The following is an 18,297-nucleotide window of genomic DNA, read 5'->3' on the forward strand; positions in this document are numbered from 1 at the left end:
CATGACCTTCCTGAACCGACTCGAAAACGCCTGGACCACCAGCGGCTCGCTGCTGCAAGTGGGCCTGGATCCCGACCCGCAACGCTTTCCCCGCGAATTGCAGGGCCAGCCCGACGCGATCTTCCAGTTCTGCCGCGCCATCGTCGATGCCACGGCCGAATTCGCCTGCAGCTTCAAGCCGCAGATCGCCTACTTCGCCGCGCACCGCGCCGAAGACCAGCTCGAAGCGCTGTGCCGCCACATCCGCGACAACCATCCCGATCGCCCGATCGTGATGGACGCCAAGCGCGGCGACATCGGCTCCACCGCCGAGAACTACGCGCGCGAAGCCTTCGAGCGCTACAACGCCGACGCGCTGACGGTCAGCCCCTACATGGGCCTGGACTCGATCGAGCCCTACCTGGCCTGGAGCGACCGCGGCGTGATCGTGCTGTGCCGCACCTCCAATCCCGGCGGATCGGACCTGCAATTCCTGAAGATGGAAGATGGCCAGCCGCTGTACCTGCACGTGGCCGGCCTGGTGGCCGACAAGTGGAACAGCGCCGGCCAATGCGGCCTGGTGGTGGGCGCCACCTTCCCGAATGAACTGGCGGCGGTGCGCGCGCGCATCGGCGACGCCGTGCCCCTGCTGGTGCCCGGCATCGGTGCGCAGGGCGGCGACGTCACGGCCACCGTGCGCGCGGGCGCCAACAAGGCGGGCGCGGGCATGATGATCAACTCGTCGCGCGCCATCCTGTATGCCAGCGGCGGCGACGATTGGCGCGAAGCCGCGGCGGCCGCCGCGCGCGGCCTGCGCGACGAGATCAACGCGGTGCGTTGAAAGCCGCTAGATGAAGATCGAGGCCATCACCTGGGCTCGATCTCCATCTCTTCAGCCATTCGCCGCACCCCTGACTCGAAGACACGCAAGCTATGCGAACGATTCGCGCCAGGATTCAAATGCAAAGCCATAGCACGTGCACCACTCGACTTCTGAAAAGCTGGCGCCAGACGCTTGACCTCCAATGAGGGCTTTTGCCAACTATCCGGCTCAGCATACCGCTTACGATTCGCGGGCGAGTCGATCTTGGGTACATCGAATGCTCGTGCAAGTGCCGCCAAGTCGCCCAGATACCAGCTCTCCAGTTCTTGGCAAACCAGCCGAATGAGCGTGTCCTTCCGACCGCTCTGCTCACAGCGTTCGCGAAGATTCGCTTTAAGCTTCATGCAGTCCGCGGCATCGTTATCACGTACCACAACAAAGCGATCTCCCGGGATGCGCCAAGCCGCCAACTTGCGTGAAATACTGCGATCCAAATCTGTCTTTCCCTCGTGAGGAATGCACTGAAAATGCACGCCATCGACCCAGCCAGGAAACAAGCGCGGCAACCACGCATCGAGCAACGTACGCATCGACGGCTCTTCAAGCAAAAAAATGATCCGGCCCGCCATCGTCAGCTCACATCCTTATTGAGCCCCTCGAACAACCCTTGCTTCCATAAGTAACCCGGCAAATCCCCGGCCTCGAACAGACCTCGCAGATTCTCCGAGTCACTAGCTCGGGAAATGGACGTGAAGCCGCCTTCTTTCTTAAGGCAATAAATCTCGTCCAGAGTCAACGCATTGAGAAAGTCGGGGGAATGCGTTGAGATAAAGACCTGCCCACCGCGCTCCGCGTAGCCACGAAACTCCTCCGCCAACTCCGGCAATAACTCCGGATATAGCTGGTTTTCCGGCTCTTCCACGGCGAGCAACGGATAGGGCTTCGGATCGTTGAGTAGCACAAGATAAGCGAACATCTTGATGGTTCCATCTGACACGTGCCGAGCAATGAACGGATCAGTAAAATTACCGTCCTGAAACCGCAAAACCAGTCGTCCATCTTCAGTTTGCTTGGACTCCACCACAGACACGCCCGGGACACGCCTTTGCATGGCAGCAAGCACATGATCGAATTCTTCAGGATAATGCTCGAATAAATAATTCGCCACTAGCGGCAAATTATCTCCACGCGTGGAGAGATGCTCTGCAAGTCCCTCCTCCTGGCTAGGACGAGCGTCGGAAACATGAAAATCCGATATATGCCAATTTTCGATCATTAACCTGAAAGCGCTCGCCGCCTTGAAACGCTCGAATTGCCCTAATCCCTTGATGGCAAGAATATCCGGCGAGTCCAATTCCTGCTCTTCGCGAGTGAGTTCCTCATCTTGCCTGGAGAAGTCCTCTTCATTCGTGATCGCGTACCCTTTCCCGCAAGAGAAGTCGAGAAACCGGAACGGGGCACCATAAGCGCCGCGTTTGTAACGTAGCACCTCACGTTCTACCTGCGGCTTTCCTTGTTTGTCTTTGGAAATTTTCAGGACATAAGTCACAAGCCGCTGACTTCCCGCTATTTCCAGCCGAAACTGCAGCGTAATCTCGATGGGTTCGTTGGTGAAGCCGCGACTGGCAACTTCGCGATAACCACCGCGCTTGGCCAGAGCACGACTGACATTCATGGACAAGGCATCTTTCAGGAAAGAGAATACATCGAACAATGTCGATTTTCCCGTTCCATTAGCGCCCACAAGAACACACAACCGAGGAATTCCTTCGAGCTTGGTGTTACGAAACAGCCTATAGTTCTTGATGACAATAGATTCTATCTGCATGGTCGGTTCCTAAACGGCGCACTCCATGACGCGAGCCAAAGCTCCGAGCGGCCATATTATTTTTAAACTGTGCCGAGACAAAACATAATATGCGCCCTCAACCGATGCCACGGCTAAGCAAGCATTTCCAGCAGGGTGCGCAGCGCGAATTCGACGGCGCCCTGCCGCACCTGCGTGCGGTCGCCCGAGAACACATGCGTGGCCGAGCGCGTGGCGATACCGTCTCCCGCGCGCGTAGCGAAGCCGAAGCACACCATTCCCACGGGCTTGCCCGGCGTACCGCCATCCGGTCCGGCGATGCCGGTCGTGGACACCGCGACGTAGGCATCGGGCGTTGCCAGCAACACGCCATTGGCCATTTCCTGGGCCGTGGGCTCGCTGACGGCGCCATGATGATCGAGGGTGTCGGGCGACACGCCCAGATCGCTCGTCTTGGCGGTATTGCTGTAGGTGACGTAGCCGCGCTCGAACCACTGGCTGGAGCCGGGCACCGACGTGATCGCGCCGGCCAGCAGGCCGCCGGTGCATGACTCGGCCGTGCCCATCATCCATTCTTTTTCCATCAGCGCCTGGCCCACCATCTCGGCCAGGCCGCGTATCGTGGCTTCGGTCAGCAAAGCCGGGGCCAAGCTCAACCCATGTTGCACTTCCTGCGCGTTCATCCCATGACTCCTGTGCGTACGGCAATCGCCAAGACCAGCAAAGTGTAGGCTGCCGCGACGATGTCGTCCCACATCACGCCGAAGCCGCCCTTCATGTGCTGATCGAAATAGCGGATCGGCGGCGGCTTGACGGTATCGAAGAAGCGGAACAGCACGAAGGCCAACGCCTGGGCGGCCAGCGTCTGGGGCGTCAGCCACAGCACCAGCCAGAACGCGACCATCTCGTCCCAGACCATGCCGACGTGATCGTCGACCCCCAGTTCGCGCCCCACGCGCGTGCACGCCCAGCAGCCGTACGCGAAGGCGATAGCAAGGAATATGCCCAGGGCCAGATCGGGCACCATCGGCGCCGCCAGCGCCCAGATGGGCCAGGCCAGCAAGGTGCCCCAGGTGCCCGAACCCGGCCGCAGCAGGCCGCTGCCGAAACCGAACACCATCAGCCGGCCCGGATCGGACCGCGCCCAGCGCCAGCTGGGAAACGCCACGCGGGTGCGTGCGCGCATGGAACGGTCTGGGTCGTGAATGGGATCGGTCATGAGGCGCGGCGCCTTTGGAGGTTGCGAAGAGCGGCGGCCGCGCGGCGCATCAGGGCTGCGCGGCCGTGGGAAAGTGATCGAAGCCCGCGGGCAGGTCGGCCATGGCCCGGCCGGCGGCATCCCTGACGACCACGCCCGGCTCGGCCCGCACGCTGCCGACATGCGTGACGCGCACATCGGCCCGCAAGGCCGCCTGCTGGACGCGGGCACGGTCGGACGCGGCGGCGGTGAAGCACAGTTCGTAGACGTCGCCGCCGCCCAGCACGGCCCGGCGGCGCACGGCCTCGTCCAGTCCGTCGAGCGACGCGGCCACGGGCAGGTCGGCATAGCGCAGTTCCGCGCCCGCGCGGCTGGCCGCCAGGATATGGCCCAGGTCTTGCAGCAGTCCATCGGAGATGTCGATGGCCGCGTGCGCCAGGCCGGCCAGCGCCAGGCCCAGGCCGACGCGCGGCTGCGGCCATTCGAGCGCGCGGCGCGTGGCGGCCAGCCGCTGCGGGTCGGCCGGCAACTGGCCGTCGAGCAGGCGGTAGGCCACGTCCGCCGCGCCCAGTTCGCCGGACACCCAGATGTCGTCGCCGGGCCGGGCCGCGTCGCGCCGCAGCGCCTGGCCCGGCCGCACCGCGCCGAACACGGTGACACTGATGGTCAGGCCCAGCTTGCTGCCGGTGGTGTCGCCGCCGACCAGCGGACACTGCCAGGCATCGCCCAGGGCATGCCAGCCTTGCGAGAACGGCGCCAGCCAGGCGTCGTCGGCGCGCGGCATGGCCAGACCCAGCACGCAGCCCAGCGGACGCGCGCCCATGGCCGCAAGGTCCGACAGATTGACGGCCAGCGACTTGTGGCCCAATGCCTGCGGATCGACGTCGGGATAGAAATGGCGCCCCTCGACCAGCAGGTCGGTGCTGGTGGCCACGTGATGCCCGGCCGGCACCGGGAACAAGGCGCAGTCGTCGCCCACGCCCAGCAGGCCGGGAGCGACCGGCCTGTTGAAATAGCGGGCGATGAGTTCGAACTCGGACGGCATGGCGTCGTGGGAAGCGGACCGTCCGAAGGGGCTCAGGACGAGCGGCGCTGCTGCGCGGCCTGGACCTCGGCCGAGCGCACGTCGGCAGCCAGCTTGTCGAGCACGCCGTTGACGAACTTGAAGCCGTCGGTGCCGCCGAACGACTTGGCCAGTTCGACCGCCTCGTTGATGGCGACCTTGTACGGCACCTCGACGTGATGCACCAGCTCGTAGCTGCCGATCAGCAGGATGCCGTGCTCGACCGGCGACAGCTCGGCCAGCGGACGGTCGACATAGGGCGTGAAGCGCTCACGCAGAGTGGGCGCCTCGCGGAACACGCCATGCAGCAAGGTCTTGAACCACTGCGCGTCGGCCTCGGAGAAATCCTCGGCATCGCGCAGATGGGCATCGATCTCGCCGGCATCCTGCGTGCCCTCGCCCCCGCGCAGCAGCCAGGCGTAGACGCCCTGCAGCGCGAATTCGCGGGCACGGCGGCGCGCACTGCGCGCGTTGGCGCGGGCCTGGACGGCGCTGGGATCAGCGGCCGTCGTCGTCTTCTTCGTCGTCAAAGTCTTCGTCCTCGTCGTCATCTTCCTCGGGCTCGAGCGCGGCCACCAGGTTGGCCATTTCCACGGCCACCTGGGCGCAGTCGCGGCCCTTGCCGGCGGCGCGTGCCTGGGCTTGCTCGTCGGTGTCGACGGTGAGCACGCCATTGGCGACCGGAACGCCGGTTTCGAGGGAGATACGGGAAATTGCGGTGGCCATTTCGTTGCTGACCACTTCAAAGTGGTAGGTTTCGCCGCGGATGACCGCGCCCAGGGCGATCAGGGCGTCGAACTCGAAACTCTCGGCCATGTGGGACAGGGCAACGCCCAGTTCCAGCGCGCCGGGCACGGTGGCGACCATGACGTCGCGCTCGTCCACGCCCAGGTTGGCCAGCTCTTCCAGGCAGGCCTGCAACTCGGCCTGGCCGATCTCTTCGTTGAAACGGGCACGCACGATGCCGATGTGCAGCCCTTCGCCGTTCAGGTCGGGGGTCAGGATGTAGGGATTCATGAATCTGCCTTTCAGGTGGTGGCGGGAGAATCAGGGGGAGCGCAATCGTAACCCGTAATGGTCAGGGCAAACCCTGCCATGCTGGGCATCTTGCGCGGCTTGGCCAACAGCCTCATCTGGCCCACGTGCAGGTCGCGCAGGATCTGCGCGCCGATGCCGTAGGTGCGCAGGCCGAAGCGGTCGGCGTTCTGGGCAGCGCCGGCGCTGGTGGCGCCAGGACCCGCCCAGGCCTCGACCTGGCCGAAAAGGTGCTCGGTGGACGATTGGCAATTCATCAGGACCAGCACGCCGGCGGGCGATGCGGCGATGGCGCGCAGCGCCTGGCCGACCGACCAGCTGTGCGGGCTGGAGCCCGTATCGAGCACGTCGAGCAGCGAGGCCGGCTCGTGCACGCGCACCAGGGTTTCGCGTTCGGGGTCGATCGTGCCGTGCACCAGCGCGATGTGCGGCGAGCCGGTGGCGTCGTCGCGGTAGGCGATGCCGTGGAACTCGCCCCACGGCGTGCGCATGCGGCGTTCGCCCACGCGCTGGATGATGGACTCGTGCTCGCTGCGGTATTGGATGAGGTCGGCAATGGTGCCGATCTTCAGGCCATGTTCGCGGGCGAATAGGGCCAGGTCGGGCAGGCGGGCCATGGTGCCGTCGGGCTTCAGGATCTCGCAGATGACGGCGGCGGGCGTCAGGCCGGCCATGTCGGTGAGATCGCAGCCGGCTTCGGTGTGGCCGGCGCGCACCAGCACGCCGCCCGGCACCGCGCGCACCGGGAAGATGTGGCCGGGCTGCACCAGGTCGGACGGCTTGGCGTCGCGCGCCACGGCCACCTGGATGGTGCGGGCGCGGTCGGCGGCCGAGATGCCGGTTTCGACGCCTTCGGCGGCCTCGATGGATTGCGTGAAGTTGGTGCCGTAGCGCGTGCCGTTGCGGCTGGCCATCAGCGGCAGTTCGAGCTGGCGGCAGCGCTCTTCGGTCAGCGTCAGGCAGACCAGGCCACGGCCATGGGTGACCATGAAGTTGATCGCCTCCGGCGTGACGAATTCAGCGGCCATGACCAGGTCGCCTTCGTTCTCGCGGTCTTCTTCGTCGACCAGGATGACGATGCGGCCGGCGCGCAGCTCGGCGATGATCTCGGGCACCGGGGCGATGTCGAAGGCTTCCGGTTCGACGCCGGACGCGACAGGGGAAATCTGGGCTGACATTGGGGAAGGCAGCAGACTGCTGCAGGCGGGAAAAGTAGGGATTTTACCCCCCCTGGCGCGGCAATGCCGGCGTACACTTCGCGCTGACCCCGCCCCCAATATTTTCGTCGAACACAGGACCTCACGCCCCATGCCCGCCAGCAAGACGGCCAGCCCCCCGGCGCCCGCCAATGATGGCCGCCGCAGCATCCAGTCGGTCGAGGTCGGCTTTCCGCTGCTGGCCGCGCTGGTGGACGCCGCGCGCCCGCTGACGCTGCGCGACCTGGCCACCGCGGCCGGCATGACCTCGGCCAAGGCCCACCCCTATCTGGTCAGCTTCACGCGGGTCGGCCTGGTGCAGCAGGATGCGGCCACCGGCCAGTACGAGCTGGGTCCCTTCGCGCTGCAGATGGGACTGGTCAGCCTGCAACGGCTGGATCCGGTGCGCGTGGCGCTGCCCGAACTGGCGCTGCTGCAGGCCGAGATCGGCCATACGCTGGGCGTGGCCGTGCTGGGCTCGCATGGTCCCACCATGATCCACATCGCCGAAGCCAGTTATCCGGTGCACGTGAACATGCGCAAGGGCACGGTGATGTCCATGCTGCACACGGCCACGGGACTGGTGTTCGCGGCCTGGCTGCCGCCCAAGGTGGCCGAGCACTACATCGCCCGCGAAGAGGGCGACGCCGCCGTCATCGCCACACTGGCAGGCGCCCGCAAGACGGGGCCGGTCGAGCACCTGGACACCTTGCTGGCCGACGTGCGCGTGCACGGCATGGCACGCGCCCTGGGCAATCCGCTGCCCGGCGTGGACGCACTGTCGGTGCCGGTGTTCGACCACACCGGCGCCATCGTGCTGGCCCTGACCGCGCTGGGTCCCAACGGCCTGTTCGACACGGCCTGGAACGGCGCGATCGCCAGGCCGCTGCAGGCCTGCGCGCAAGAGATATCCCGCAAGCTGGGCTATCGCAGCTGACGTATCGCCGCTGACATATCGCTGCTGAAACAGCGCGTATTTTTCACGAGCCTGCGTCTTTCGCTGGCTTAAAATCTTTTTTGCGGTGCAGCATGCCTGCCATGCCACGCTTCTCCGCCTTTTTGATGACCGAAAAATGACTCGTCATCAAAATCCGCCCTCTTTTCTATAAGATGGCCGTCTTTAAGCTCTCGCCGTACAAGGGTCATGTCAGAACAAGAGTTGAAGTTGCACGTTCCGCCAACCGCCGGCGCCGCCATCCAACAGGAACTGCGCAAGCGCTCCGCCGCGCGGGTGCGGCTGCACGCCCTGTATTTCGACACCCCCGAACGTGAACTGGCTCGCGCCCGCATCGCCCTGCGGCTGCGCCGCGAAGGCAGCGACTGGATCCAGACCCTGAAGATGCCCGGCGCGGACGCCATCACGCGCATGGAACTGAACCACCCGCGTCCCGGCCCCGTGCTCGACCTGTCGGTCTATGCCGGCACGCCCGTCGAAGCCGCGCTGGCCGGCCTGCGCGGCGAGCTTGGCCTGCGCTACGAAACCGACGTGCAGCGCGTGCTGTGCAAGGTGCGCAGCCGCTTCGGCTCCGTCGAGATCGCCTACGACACCGGCATCATCCGTGCCGGCGACCTGGAACTGCCGATCTCCGAAGTCGAATTCGAACTGCTGTCCGGCCGCACCGCCGCGATCTTCGCGGTGGCGCGCACCTGGCAGCAACGCCACGGCCTGATCCTGGACACGCGCAGCAAGTCGCATCGGGGCGATGCGCTGGCCGCGCTGGCCGTGCGCCTGGCCGACAAGCCGGAAGACGGCACGCAAGCCACCGCCGACGCACGCCGCAAGCTGATCGCCGGTTTCTGGGGCACGCGCGGCGCCAACAGCATCAAGCTGACCGAAGACATGGATGCGCCCAAGGCCTTGGGCGCCATCGCCGCCGAATGCCTGGAACAGGTCATCCACAATGCCGCGATGCTGGCCGAAGTGGACACCGCCGGCGTGTACAAGGCCGGCCATTCCGAGCACGTGCACCAGTTGCGCGTGGGCGTGCGCCGCCTGCGCTCCGCCTGGCGCCTGTTCGACGGCTGGACCGCCCCCATCCCCGAAGCGCTGCTGGACGGCGTGCGCATCCACTTCGCGGCCTTCGGCGCCAACCGCGACCAGGACGTCCTGGACGAAACCGTCGCCCCGATGCTGCAGCGCGCCGGCATGCCGGTGATTCCGCACAAGCCCGCCGCGCCCGACGAAGACTCGTCCACCATCGCCTCCGGCCGCGCCTTCCAGGGCTGGCTGCTGGACATGCTGGAATGGAGTCTCGACGTTCGTCCCGCCCCCCTGCCCGCCGTGCCGGCCACGCCGCTGGTGCAGTCCGCGCTGGCCACCACGGCGGTTCCCGCAGGCAGTACGACGGCCGCGCCTGCCGCCGCATCGGCTGAAGACAATGCCGCCGCGCAGGCGGCCCCGGCTGACGGCGCCACCGCGGCGCCGGCCGATGAGCCCTCCGCGCCCATCATCCCCACCATCATTCCGCTGCGCCAGCCCGAGCCGCCGGAAGCCCCCCCGCCGCTGCACGACCTGCTGGCCAGCCGCCTGCACCGCTGGCACAAGAAGGTGGTGGCCGAAGGCAAGCGCTTCACCACGCTGGAAATCGAAGCCCGCCACGATCTGCGCAAGCGTGCCAAGCGCCTGCGCTACGGCCTGTCGTTCGCCGAATCGCTGCTGCCCGCCGCACGCCTGCAGGGCTATCGCAAGCAGTTGGCGCTGGTGCAGGAGCTGCTCGGTGAGTTCAACGATCTGGCCGTCGCGCGCGAGCACTACGAAAACTGTGTGAGCGAGCACCCGCAGGCCTGGTTCGCATTGGGCTGGATCGGCGCACGCCTGGACGCGATCTCCGTCGAGGCGCAACGCGCGTTCGACCAGTTGGCGCAGGCCAAGGCATTCTGGAAGTGACGCCAGGCGGCGCACCGGTGCGCCGCTGAAGCTCCACGGTGGAATTGACAAAGGCGCCAGTGACGGCGCCTTTTGTCTTGTTGCGTTGCCGGGTCGGGCATCACCCTTGCCGGACACGGCACGCGGCGAATCCCGGCACGCCCCTCTGGCAGGGGGGCGTCCAGGGACGGCGGCATCAATCCGCCAGCAGGGCGCCCGCGAATTCCGAGGCGACGAACGGCTGCAGGTCTTCCATGCCTTCGCCCACGCCGATCCAGTAGACCGGGATCGGGCGCACGCCCTGGCTGCCCGCGGCCACGGCGGCCAGCGTGCCGCCCTTGGCGGTGCCGTCCAGCTTGGTCACGACCAGGCCGGTAAGGTTGATGGCGGCGTCGAAGGCCCGGATCTGCGCCAGGGCGTTCTGCCCGGTATTGCCATCGACCACCAGCAGCACTTCGTGCGGCGCGGTGGCGTCGGCCTTGCCGATGACGCGGCGGATCTTCTTCAGCTCTTCCATCAGGTGCAACTGGGTCGGCAGGCGGCCCGCGGTGTCGATCATGACCACGCCCACGCCGCGCGCGCGGCCGGCATTGACCGCGTCGAACGACACGGCGGCGGGATCGCCGCCATCCTGCGCGATGACCTGCACGTTGTTGCGGCTGCCCCACTCCACCAGTTGCTCGCGGGCGGCGGCGCGGAAGGTGTCGCCGGCCGCCAGCAGCACGCTGGCGCCCTGGCGCTGGAAGGTGTGCGCCAGCTTGCCGATGGAGGTGGTCTTGCCGGCGCCGTTGACGCCCGCGATCATCACCACCAGGGGCTTGGCCTTGTCGACGTCGAAGTTGCGTTCCAGCGGGCGCAGGTGATCGGTCAGCAGCTCGCGCAGCGCGGCCTTGACCTGGGCCGGGTCTTCGATGCGCTGCTTCTTCACGCGCGCACGCAGCGCGGTGATCAGGGTCTCGGTGGCCTCGATGCCGGCGTCGGCCATGATGAGGGCCGACTCCAGCTCATCGAACAGGTTCTCGTCGACCTTGACCCCGACGAACAGCCCGCCCAGGCTCTGGCCGGTACGCGACAGGCCCTGCTTCAGGCGGCTGAGCCATGAGGCCTTGCGCACCGGAGGTTCGTTGGCGGGGGCAGGCGGCGGCGCGGCGGGAACGATGGCCGAAGGCGGGGCAACCGGCGCGGGCGGCACGGCCTGCGGCAGCGCGGTGGCCGGAGCCGCCGTCACGGGCGCGGCTGCGGCAGGCATGGGAGCCTGCGCGGGCACCGGCGCAACGGCGGGCGCATTCGTCTCGGCGGGCTCGGCAGGCGGGACGGCCACGGGCGCCACGGGCGCCTCGGAACGCGCGGCGGGCTCGACGGACGCGGGCGCCGGGGCCGGCGCGGGATCGGCCACGGGCGGCGCGGCGCGCTCGTCGAGCGGCGCGGGGGCCTGCGGCCGCTGCGGCTCGGGCGTCGCGGGGGGCTTTTTCTTGAAGAAGCTGAACATGGGCGGAAGTATATTCGCATCCATGGGTACCTCTTCCATCCGTATCGTCGCCGGCCAGTACCGGCGCACCCCGATTGCAGTGCCCGATGTGCCGGGCCTGCGTCCCACGCCCGACCGGGTGCGGGAAACCCTGTTCAACTGGCTGACCCATCTGTGGGGCGGCGAATTCAGCGACAAGCGCGTGCTGGACCTGTTCGCGGGCAGCGGCGCGCTGGGCTTCGAATCCGCGTCGCGCGGCGTGGCGCTGGTGCAGATGGTCGAACGCGACCGCGGCGCCGTGTCCGCGCTACGGACGCTGCGCGACAAGCTGCGCGCCGATACCGTGCGCATCCATGCGGGCGATTCGATGGAGGCGCTGCAGCGCATGGACGCCTCGCGCTTCGACCTGATCCTGCTCGATCCGCCCTTCAACCAGGGCTGGCTGCCGCGCCTGTGGCCGCTTCTGCCCGCCATCCTGGCCGAGGACGGCCTAGTCTACGTCGAGTCCGAAGGCGCCTGCGAGCCCCCCGAAGGTTTTGAACGGTTGCGCGACGGCAAGGCCGGCGCCGTTCACTACCATCTGCTGCAGTTTGCTGCGTTGCGGAAAACGATCAATAATCCGGGTTCGGAGGATGGTGCAAGCCACAAACAACATACGGAGCCCGCATGATCACAGCTGTCTACCCCGGCACATTCGACCCGCTGACGCGCGGCCATGAAGACCTGGTGCGCCGAGCAGCCTCGCTTTTCGACAAACTCGTGGTCGGCATCGCGCACAGCCGCAACAAGAAGCCGTTCTTCACCATCGAGGAACGCGTGGAGATCGCCCGCGAGGTGCTGGGCCACTATCCCAACGTGGAGGTACTCAGCTTCGGCGGCCTGTTGAAAGACTTCGTGCGCGAACAGAACGCCACGGTCATCGTGCGCGGCCTGCGCGCGGTATCCGACTTCGAATACGAATTCCAGATGGCCGGCATGAACCGCCACCTGCTGCCCGACGTCGAGACGCTGTTCATGACGCCGTCGGACCAGTACCAGTTCATCTCGGGCACCATCGTGCGCGAGATCGCCCAGCTGGGCGGCGACGTCAGCAAGTTCGTGTTCCCGTCGGTCGAGCGCTGGCTGCAGGAAAAGGCCCGCGAGCGCCGCGAGCAATCCTGGCCGGGCGACTGAGACCGGCCTGCACACGAGACCGCGTCCACGGCGGGGTCTATCCGGCCGGCCCTGGGGGCGGCGCTACAATGGCGCATTGCCCTGCCCCGCTTCCCCATGGCCCTCCTCATCACCGACGAATGCATCAATTGCGACGTTTGCGAGCCTCAGTGCCCGAACGACGCGATTTCCATGGGTGACGAGTTCTACGTCATCGATCCCGACCGCTGCACCGAATGCGTGGGCCATCACGAAGAGCCCCAGTGCAAGGTGGTCTGTCCCGTGGAGTGCATCGAACTGCATCCCCAATGGCACGAAGGCCAGGACGCCCTGATGGCCAAGTACCGCCGCCTGACCGGCCAGCCATGACCGCCAAGCCATCGTGCGCATGTGCGCGGGCAGCCGGGCCCCGCGCGAGATCCTACCGATGAGTCCGGACGGCAACGCCTATCGCGACGCCTCGGCGCCCCCCGCCGCCGCCGGCAGCACACCCCGCACCCGCGACATCTCCCTGTCCGCCATCGTGGCGGGCCTGGTCGCCGTGCTGGTCAGTTTCGGCGGCACCGCCGTGCTGATGGTGCAGGCGGGCCACGCGGGCGGCCTGGACGCGGCCCAGATCGGTTCCTGGCTGGGATCGATCTGCCTGGCGCTGGGCCTGGGCGGCGCCGTCATCAGCGTGCGCAGCCGCGTGCCCGTGGTCATGGCCTGGTCCACGCCCGGCGCGGCCTTGCTGATCACCAGCCTGGTCGGCGTGCCGTTCGACCAGGCCATCGGCGCCTTCGTGCTGGCGGCGGCGCTGACGCTGCTGTGCGGCGTGTTCGGCTGGATCGATCCCATCGTCCGGCGCATTCCCCCCGAAATCGCGGGCGCCATGCTGGCCGGCGTGCTGCTGAACTTCGGCATGGGCATCTTCCGCGGCATCGGCGCGCAGCCCGCGCTGGTGCTGGCCATGTGCGCGGCCTATCTGCTGGGCAAGCGCTGGATGCCGCGCTACGCCGTGCTGGCGGTGCTGGCCGTGGGCCTGGTCGTGGCGGCCGCCACGGGCCTGGTGCACCTGGAGGGCGTGGCCTGGAGCCTGACCGAATTCGTGTGGACCACCCCGGCGTTCACGCTGCAGGCGGCCATCAGCCTGGGCGTGCCGCTGTTCGTGGTGGCGATGGCTTCGCAGAATCTTCCCGGCCTGGCGATCCTGCAAGCCGCGGGCTACCGGCCGCCCGCATCGCGGCTGGTGGCAGCCACCGGGTTGATGGGACTGCTGTCGGCGCCGTTCGGCGCGCACAGCGTCACGCTGGGCGCCATCATCGCCGCCATCTGCGCGGGGCCGGAAGCGCACGCCGATCCGGCCAGGCGCTATGTGGCCGCCGCCACCTATGGTGTGTCGTACGCGCTGCTGAGCATCGTCGCGGGCGCCGTGGCGGTGTTCTTCCAGGCCTTGCCGCCCGCCCTGATTGCGGCCCTGGCGGGGCTGGCGCTGCTGGGGCCCATCATGGGCGGCATGGCCTCGGCCATGGCCAATCCGCAGCGCCGCGAAGCTGCGCTGGTGACGCTGCTGGCCACCGCGTCGGGCGCCAGCTTCTGGGGCATCGGATCGGCGTTCTGGGGCCTGGCCGCAGGCCTGGCCACCCATGCGGCGCTGGAATTCCGGCGCGCCCGATCCGCCTGAACGCGCGTCAGCCCCAGCACACCTCGGCCACGTCCGGATGGACTTTCATCACGCGGCAAGGAAAGCCGACCACGTTGGAAATCCAGGCGGCGGCCAGTTCGCCTTCGTCGATGACGTCGATTTCCTGCCCGCGCAGCGGAATCTGGTAGCGCACGCTGTCGTCGTCCTCGATCACGTCCAGCGGAATGTCCAGCCGCAGCATGCCGGGCGCCTTCAGCACCAGATAGCCCAGGCGCAGTTCCACCGATACGTCGGCCAGGCGCGGGCACAGCTCGCGGCTCATCCATTGCCCGGCGTCGTTGACCACCAGCCAGCGCCGGTCGTAGGCCGCCGCGTCGGACTGGGTGGTGTGGCCGCACTCGGCCACGGGCTGGAAAGTCACGTCGCTCATTTTCCGATCAAGCCTTTCAGTGCTTTGTTCACGGCATCCACCGACGTGCCCTGGCCGCCCAGCGCATCTTTCAGGCGGCGGGCCACGCCCTGCTTGAGCAGGTCGCCGGCGATGGTCTGCCACATCAGCGTGTAGACGGGCTTGTCGAACGGCCCGGTGACGTGCACCGGCACCGACACGCCCTTGAGGAAGTCCAGCGCCTTGCCCGCTTCGGAGGGATTGGCGTTGACGCGCGCGCGCGCCACGAAATCTAGCGAGCCGCGCGGAAAATCGATGTTGGCCGGGTCGCCCTGAGTAACGCGCACCAGCGGCGAGTTCAGATCCAGGCGGGTGGCCTTCGCCACGCCCTTGGCCAGGGTCAGGTCGGCGTCCAGCGTGGTGAACTCGGTCTGGCGCGACGCATCGGAATCCACGGGCGAGTTCTTGATCTCGCCGCCGAACAGGGACTTGGCCTCGCTGAGCACCTGCGCCACGTTGATGCCCTTGACGGCGCCATCGCGCAGGCGGATCTGCGACGTGCCGCCCAGGCCGTTGAGCAGGGCATAGGTATTGGCGCCGGCCGTCTTCAGGTCCACCACGATGCTGCCCTTGCCGGTCAGAGCGTCGCGGCCGGCCACGTCGGCCAGCAGCGGCTGCACCGACACGTCGGCGAGCGTGACCTTGGCGGCCATCTGGTTGCCGTTGGCGGCATCCACGGACATCGTGCCGCCCAGCTTGCCGTCGTACAGCGCCGCCACCATCGAGGTGATGTCGAGCTTGCCCTTGTTCAGTTCGAGCGCGACGGCGACGTCGGAGGCCTTGACCTTGCGCACCACCAGTTGGCCGATGTTGATCGTGCCGACGGCCGAAGGGCCGACCAGGCCGGAGAGATCGATGCTGCCGTCATTGGCGGGCTGGCTCGCGGGCGCAGCCGGCGCGGCCGGCTTGGAGGCGTCCTGCTTGCCATCGCCCGCGGGGGCGGCCGGCTTGAGCGAGGCCGCGGCGGGCATCAGCTTGTCCAGGTCCAGCGTGTCCACGGCCAGCGCGAACTTCACGCTGGGGATCTGCGTCAGTTGGCTGACGTCGGTGGACAGGTCGAACTTGCCGCCTTCGAGCACCGCATTGATGCGGGCGCTGGCCTGGTCCTTGGACAGGTCGGCCGAGGCGCTGCCGATGACGGGAATCTGCAGGCTGCCCTTGGGCAGGCCGGGATCGGTGATGTTGACCTCGCCCCTGACGGCCGACAGGCCGCCCGAGCGCTGCAGCAGGTTCAGCGACACGGGAGACGTGAAGGCGGCCTTGACCACGCGCTCGCCCTGCTTGAGGGTACCGTCGATCTTGGCCTGCTGGATGTCGAGTTCGCGGGCGTTGCCGCTGATGCCGGTCAGGCCGAAGCTGGTGTCCAGCGCCTGCGTGCGCACGCGGCCCGTCACGCCCTGGCCGGTGGCCGCATCGGGCTTGATGCTCAGCGTGGGCGCATCCAGCGCCAGTTCGAGCGGGCCGCCCGCGCGCGTACCCTTCACGCGCACCGCAATGCGCTCCAGCAGCAACTGGCTTTGTTTGGGATCGGCCGCCAGCTTGGGCACCGCCACGCTGGCCTCGACGCCGGTCATGGCGATGGAGGGCTCGGTGATGTCGCCGGCGAAGACGAGTTCGAGGCCGGAGACGTCCAGCGACGACGCGCGGCGGTTGACCGCCAGGTTGCCGCGCACCGCCAGGCTCTTGGCCTGGGCGCCAGGCAGGATGCCGTTCATGCGCACGTCGAGCTTCTGCGCCGCCACGCGGCCGCCCGCCGGATCCAGGGTGATCTGCGCCTGGCCCGTCAGGCCGGCGTCCACGCGCGGATTGCCGCCTTCCATGCGGGCCGACATCGACACGTCGAACGGCTGGTTGAACGTCATGCGGCCCGTGGTGGCATTGAGCTTGGTCACGGCCACCGCCATGCCCGTCATGGCATCCTGCAACTGCAGTTCGCCCGATTGCAGATCCAGGCCGGCGATGTCGATCTGCATGCTGCTGGGCGTGACGGGCGTGCCGTTGACCAGCGCCTGCGCCGCGCCGCCGATGGCGCCGGCAGCCGCCTGCCCCGCGTTGGCGGGCGCGGCCTCATCGCGCATCAGGTCGGCAAAATTGAGATTGCCCTGCTTGTCGCGCACGATGCGCGCCTTGAAGCCGTTGATGGTGACGTGATCGACCACGAAGCTGTTGGACAGGAGCGGCCACACGGCCACCGCCAGGCGCATGCTGTCGATGGACGCGAAGGTCTCGTCGCTGTTCGGTTCGGACAGCGACACGCCCTGCACCGCCAGGCCGATGCGCGGGAACAGCGACAGCTCGATCTCGCCATCGATGGCCAGGCTGCGGTGATAGCGCTCTTGGACCAGTTCTTCGAGCTTGTACTTGTAGGCGTTCGGGTCGAACGTGAGCAGGAAAATGGCCAGGCCCACGACCGCCACGACGACGACCACGACCAAGCCGATCAGGATGCGTTTCAACCACGTCTTCATTGATGCACCGTCACTACCTCGGCTGCGAGAGTTACTGCGTATATTGTTGGAGCGCCATCACGGGCGCGCGACATTGCGGCTGCGCCGCGCGCTCGCCATTGCCAGGGGCCTGCCGCGGCAGCCAAGCCCGCGGCTGGCCCTGAATCATCAAAGGGCAGACCTTCGGAACAATGGGAAATTCGTCTCGCGCGCGAACAGCCTATGAAGCCCTATCGTAACAAATCAAAGCGACCGGCTTCTGTAGCAAGAGGTGTTCCTGGCACGCTTGGGGTGACAGGGTGCAAGAGGACTGGAAATCCTGACAGGAATGACAGGGGAAAGGCCCGCGCGGCAATCGCCGGCGCGGGCCGATTGCGCCTGCGCGATTATGAAGCGGAGGCCTGGCGCACCAGCACGGGCTTGTCCTGGTAGCGGGACGGGAACAGGCGCTTGAGCTCGCCGATCTTGGGCAGGTCGTTGATGACGATGTAGGGATTGGACGGATGCTCGGTCAGGAAATCCTGGTGGTAGTCTTCGGCCGGATAGAAATGGGCCTGCTCCTCGATGCGCGTGGCGATCGGGCGCGAGAAGGCATGCGCGCCATCCAGTTGGGCGATATAGGCCTGCGCCACCCGCTTCTGATCGGCATCCATGGGGAAGATGGCGGAACGGTACTGGGTCCCCACGTCCGGACCCTGGCGGTTCAATTCGGTGGGATTGTGGGCCACCGAGAAGAATATCTGCAGCAAGGCGCCGTACGACACCTTGGACGGATCGTAGGTGACCTGCACCGACTCGGCATGGCCGGTGGCGCCGGAGCCCACCATGTCGTACCGGGCCGTGTCGGCCGCGCCGCCGGCATAGCCCGACAGCACGCGTTGCACGCCCTGTACGTGCTGGAACACGCCCTGTACGCCCCAGAAGCAGCCGCCCGCAAACACGGCGGTCTCGGTGCGTGCGGCGCTGGCGGGAACATCCTGCATGGGTGCGGCGATGGCCACGCCGGGCTCGCCGCCCATGCCGAACGACCAGGCCGGTGATTGCCAGGCGAAAATGCCCGCGGCCAGCGCGGCGCCGCCCGCCAGCAGGGAAAGCAGCGCACGGCGGCGCGCAGAGGAAGAAGGGGATTGCGTCGTCATGGTGCAAGGCTCCTGTCGCGATGGGTGCGATGAAGAGAAACGGCGTTCGCGC

At 67.2% G+C, this 18,297-nt stretch carries 19 protein-coding genes; 7 read left to right on the forward strand and 12 right to left on the reverse strand.

The window, feature by feature from the left end; translation table 11 throughout:
• Position 1: 1 nt before the first annotated feature.
• Complete coding sequence (gene pyrF / locus A6745_RS12910; protein ID WP_066127650.1) at positions 2 to 820, forward strand: orotidine-5'-phosphate decarboxylase; 819 nt, start codon at positions 2 to 4, stop codon at positions 818 to 820.
• A gap of 26 nt (positions 821 to 846) precedes the next feature.
• On the opposite strand, the gene A6745_RS27870 is transcribed toward pyrF, so the two are convergent.
• The 8 genes from A6745_RS27870 to ribBA all read right to left on the reverse strand — a co-directional run bounded on the left by A6745_RS27870 (position 847) and on the right by ribBA (position 7,083).
• The gene (locus A6745_RS27870; protein WP_082853042.1) at positions 847 to 1,431 is read right to left on the reverse strand and encodes a DUF4276 family protein; all 585 of its coding nucleotides are present in this window, start codon (positions 1,429 to 1,431) and stop codon (positions 847 to 849) included.
• A 2-nt stretch (positions 1,432 to 1,433) separates the two neighbouring features.
• Entirely contained in the window at positions 1,434 to 2,630 is a 1,197-nt protein-coding gene (locus A6745_RS12915) for an AAA family ATPase (protein WP_066127655.1), read from the reverse strand.
• A 113-nt stretch (positions 2,631 to 2,743) separates the two neighbouring features.
• On the reverse strand, positions 2,744 to 3,292 hold the full coding sequence (locus A6745_RS12920) for a CinA family protein (RefSeq protein ID WP_066127657.1): 549 nt from the start codon (positions 3,290 to 3,292) through the stop codon (positions 2,744 to 2,746).
• A complete protein-coding gene (locus A6745_RS12925; protein ID WP_066128827.1) occupies positions 3,289 to 3,795 on the reverse strand; it encodes a phosphatidylglycerophosphatase A family protein in 507 nt (168 codons plus the stop codon). The genes A6745_RS12920 and A6745_RS12925 overlap by 4 nt, the downstream gene beginning before the upstream one ends.
• Before the next feature lie 82 nt (positions 3,796 to 3,877).
• Complete coding sequence (thiL, locus tag A6745_RS12930; protein ID WP_066127659.1) at positions 3,878 to 4,852, reverse strand: thiamine-phosphate kinase; 975 nt, start codon at positions 4,850 to 4,852, stop codon at positions 3,878 to 3,880.
• A 32-nt stretch (positions 4,853 to 4,884) separates the two neighbouring features.
• Positions 4,885 to 5,400 (reverse strand): transcription antitermination factor NusB, encoded by a 516-nt coding sequence (nusB, locus tag A6745_RS12935; RefSeq protein WP_066127661.1) that lies wholly within the window; start codon positions 5,398 to 5,400, stop codon positions 4,885 to 4,887.
• Positions 5,369 to 5,887, reverse strand: a complete 519-nt coding sequence (gene ribH, locus A6745_RS12940; RefSeq protein WP_066127664.1) for a 6,7-dimethyl-8-ribityllumazine synthase — start codon at positions 5,885 to 5,887, stop codon at positions 5,369 to 5,371. The genes nusB and ribH overlap by 32 nt, the downstream gene beginning before the upstream one ends.
• Positions 5,888 to 5,898: 11 nt before the next feature.
• On the reverse strand, positions 5,899 to 7,083 hold the full coding sequence (gene ribBA / locus A6745_RS12945; protein WP_066127669.1) for a bifunctional 3,4-dihydroxy-2-butanone-4-phosphate synthase/GTP cyclohydrolase II: 1,185 nt from the start codon (positions 7,081 to 7,083) through the stop codon (positions 5,899 to 5,901).
• 130 nt (positions 7,084 to 7,213) lie between these two features.
• Between ribBA and A6745_RS12950 the strand changes: the two genes are divergently transcribed.
• Positions 7,214 to 8,038, forward strand: a complete 825-nt coding sequence (locus A6745_RS12950) for an IclR family transcriptional regulator (RefSeq protein ID WP_066127671.1) — start codon at positions 7,214 to 7,216, stop codon at positions 8,036 to 8,038.
• A 207-nt stretch (positions 8,039 to 8,245) separates the two neighbouring features.
• The gene (locus tag A6745_RS12955; RefSeq protein ID WP_066127673.1) at positions 8,246 to 9,988 is read left to right on the forward strand and encodes a CYTH and CHAD domain-containing protein; all 1,743 of its coding nucleotides are present in this window, start codon (positions 8,246 to 8,248) and stop codon (positions 9,986 to 9,988) included.
• Between the two features lie 175 nt (positions 9,989 to 10,163).
• On the opposite strand, the gene ftsY is transcribed toward A6745_RS12955, so the two are convergent.
• Positions 10,164 to 11,456 carry a signal recognition particle-docking protein FtsY gene (gene ftsY, locus A6745_RS12960; RefSeq protein WP_066128830.1) on the reverse strand — a complete coding sequence of 431 codons (1,293 nt, stop codon included), beginning with the start codon at positions 11,454 to 11,456 and terminating at the stop codon, positions 10,164 to 10,166.
• Positions 11,457 to 11,478: 22 nt separating this feature from the next.
• Between ftsY and rsmD the strand changes: the two genes are divergently transcribed.
• The 4 genes from rsmD (at position 11,479) to A6745_RS12980 (ending at position 14,250) form a co-directional block, all read left to right on the forward strand.
• The gene (gene rsmD, locus A6745_RS12965; RefSeq protein ID WP_066127677.1) at positions 11,479 to 12,105 is read left to right on the forward strand and encodes a 16S rRNA (guanine(966)-N(2))-methyltransferase RsmD; all 627 of its coding nucleotides are present in this window, start codon (positions 11,479 to 11,481) and stop codon (positions 12,103 to 12,105) included.
• Positions 12,102 to 12,608 carry a pantetheine-phosphate adenylyltransferase gene (gene coaD / locus A6745_RS12970; RefSeq protein WP_066127680.1) on the forward strand — a complete coding sequence of 169 codons (507 nt, stop codon included), beginning with the start codon at positions 12,102 to 12,104 and terminating at the stop codon, positions 12,606 to 12,608. Before rsmD ends, coaD begins: the two co-directional genes overlap by 4 nt.
• A 96-nt stretch (positions 12,609 to 12,704) precedes the next feature.
• Positions 12,705 to 12,956 carry a YfhL family 4Fe-4S dicluster ferredoxin gene (locus A6745_RS12975; RefSeq protein ID WP_066127684.1) on the forward strand — a complete coding sequence of 84 codons (252 nt, stop codon included), beginning with the start codon at positions 12,705 to 12,707 and terminating at the stop codon, positions 12,954 to 12,956.
• Positions 12,957 to 13,098: 142 nt separating this feature from the next.
• Positions 13,099 to 14,250: a benzoate/H(+) symporter BenE family transporter gene (locus tag A6745_RS12980; RefSeq protein WP_231886020.1), complete on the forward strand. Its 1,152-nt coding sequence runs from the start codon at positions 13,099 to 13,101 to the stop codon at positions 14,248 to 14,250.
• A gap of 7 nt (positions 14,251 to 14,257) precedes the next feature.
• Here A6745_RS12980 and A6745_RS12985 read toward each other — a convergent pair whose 3' ends face one another.
• From A6745_RS12985 to msrA, 3 genes are all read right to left on the reverse strand, one after another.
• Complete coding sequence (locus A6745_RS12985; RefSeq protein ID WP_066127688.1) at positions 14,258 to 14,641, reverse strand: MOSC N-terminal beta barrel domain-containing protein; 384 nt, start codon at positions 14,639 to 14,641, stop codon at positions 14,258 to 14,260.
• Positions 14,638 to 17,127 carry an AsmA family protein gene (locus tag A6745_RS12990; protein ID WP_066127689.1) on the reverse strand — a complete coding sequence of 830 codons (2,490 nt, stop codon included), beginning with the start codon at positions 17,125 to 17,127 and terminating at the stop codon, positions 14,638 to 14,640. Before A6745_RS12990 ends, A6745_RS12985 begins: the two co-directional genes overlap by 4 nt.
• A gap of 365 nt (positions 17,128 to 17,492) precedes the next feature.
• Positions 17,493 to 18,245, reverse strand: a complete 753-nt coding sequence (gene msrA / locus A6745_RS12995; RefSeq protein ID WP_066127690.1) for a peptide-methionine (S)-S-oxide reductase MsrA — start codon at positions 18,243 to 18,245, stop codon at positions 17,493 to 17,495.
• Positions 18,246 to 18,297 lie beyond the last annotated feature (52 nt).

Source organism: Bordetella ansorpii (assembly GCF_900078705.1).
In the GTDB taxonomy this organism is placed as follows: domain Bacteria; phylum Pseudomonadota; class Gammaproteobacteria; order Burkholderiales; family Burkholderiaceae_B; genus Bordetella; species Bordetella ansorpii_A.

Bases quoted from the DNA above. Each gene is read 5' to 3' on its own strand.
- A6745_RS27870 (WP_082853042.1), bottom strand. From the start codon at position 1,431: ATGGCGGGCCGGATCATTTTTTTGCTTGAAGAGCCGTCGATGCGTACG.
- rsmD (WP_066127677.1), top strand. From the start codon at position 11,479: ATGGGTACCTCTTCCATCCGTATCGTCGCCGGCCAGTACCGGCGCACC.
- ribBA (WP_066127669.1), bottom strand. From the start codon at position 7,083: ATGTCAGCCCAGATTTCCCCTGTCGCGTCCGGCGTCGAACCGGAAGCC.
- A6745_RS12950 (WP_066127671.1), top strand. From the start codon at position 7,214: ATGCCCGCCAGCAAGACGGCCAGCCCCCCGGCGCCCGCCAATGATGGC.
- pyrF (WP_066127650.1), top strand. From the start codon at position 2: ATGACCTTCCTGAACCGACTCGAAAACGCCTGGACCACCAGCGGCTCG.
- A6745_RS12925 (WP_066128827.1), bottom strand. From the start codon at position 3,795: ATGCGCGCACGCACCCGCGTGGCGTTTCCCAGCTGGCGCTGGGCGCGG.
- coaD (WP_066127680.1), top strand. From the start codon at position 12,102: ATGATCACAGCTGTCTACCCCGGCACATTCGACCCGCTGACGCGCGGC.
- msrA (WP_066127690.1), bottom strand. From the start codon at position 18,245: ATGACGACGCAATCCCCTTCTTCCTCTGCGCGCCGCCGTGCGCTGCTT.
- ftsY (WP_066128830.1), bottom strand. From the start codon at position 11,456: ATGTTCAGCTTCTTCAAGAAAAAGCCCCCCGCGACGCCCGAGCCGCAG.
- A6745_RS12955 (WP_066127673.1), top strand. From the start codon at position 8,246: ATGTCAGAACAAGAGTTGAAGTTGCACGTTCCGCCAACCGCCGGCGCC.
- thiL (WP_066127659.1), bottom strand. From the start codon at position 4,852: ATGCCGTCCGAGTTCGAACTCATCGCCCGCTATTTCAACAGGCCGGTC.
- A6745_RS12920 (WP_066127657.1), bottom strand. From the start codon at position 3,292: ATGAACGCGCAGGAAGTGCAACATGGGTTGAGCTTGGCCCCGGCTTTG.
- A6745_RS12915 (WP_066127655.1), bottom strand. From the start codon at position 2,630: ATGCAGATAGAATCTATTGTCATCAAGAACTATAGGCTGTTTCGTAAC.
- A6745_RS12985 (WP_066127688.1), bottom strand. From the start codon at position 14,641: ATGAGCGACGTGACTTTCCAGCCCGTGGCCGAGTGCGGCCACACCACC.
- A6745_RS12975 (WP_066127684.1), top strand. From the start codon at position 12,705: ATGGCCCTCCTCATCACCGACGAATGCATCAATTGCGACGTTTGCGAG.
- ribH (WP_066127664.1), bottom strand. From the start codon at position 5,887: ATGAATCCCTACATCCTGACCCCCGACCTGAACGGCGAAGGGCTGCAC.
- A6745_RS12990 (WP_066127689.1), bottom strand. From the start codon at position 17,127: ATGAAGACGTGGTTGAAACGCATCCTGATCGGCTTGGTCGTGGTCGTC.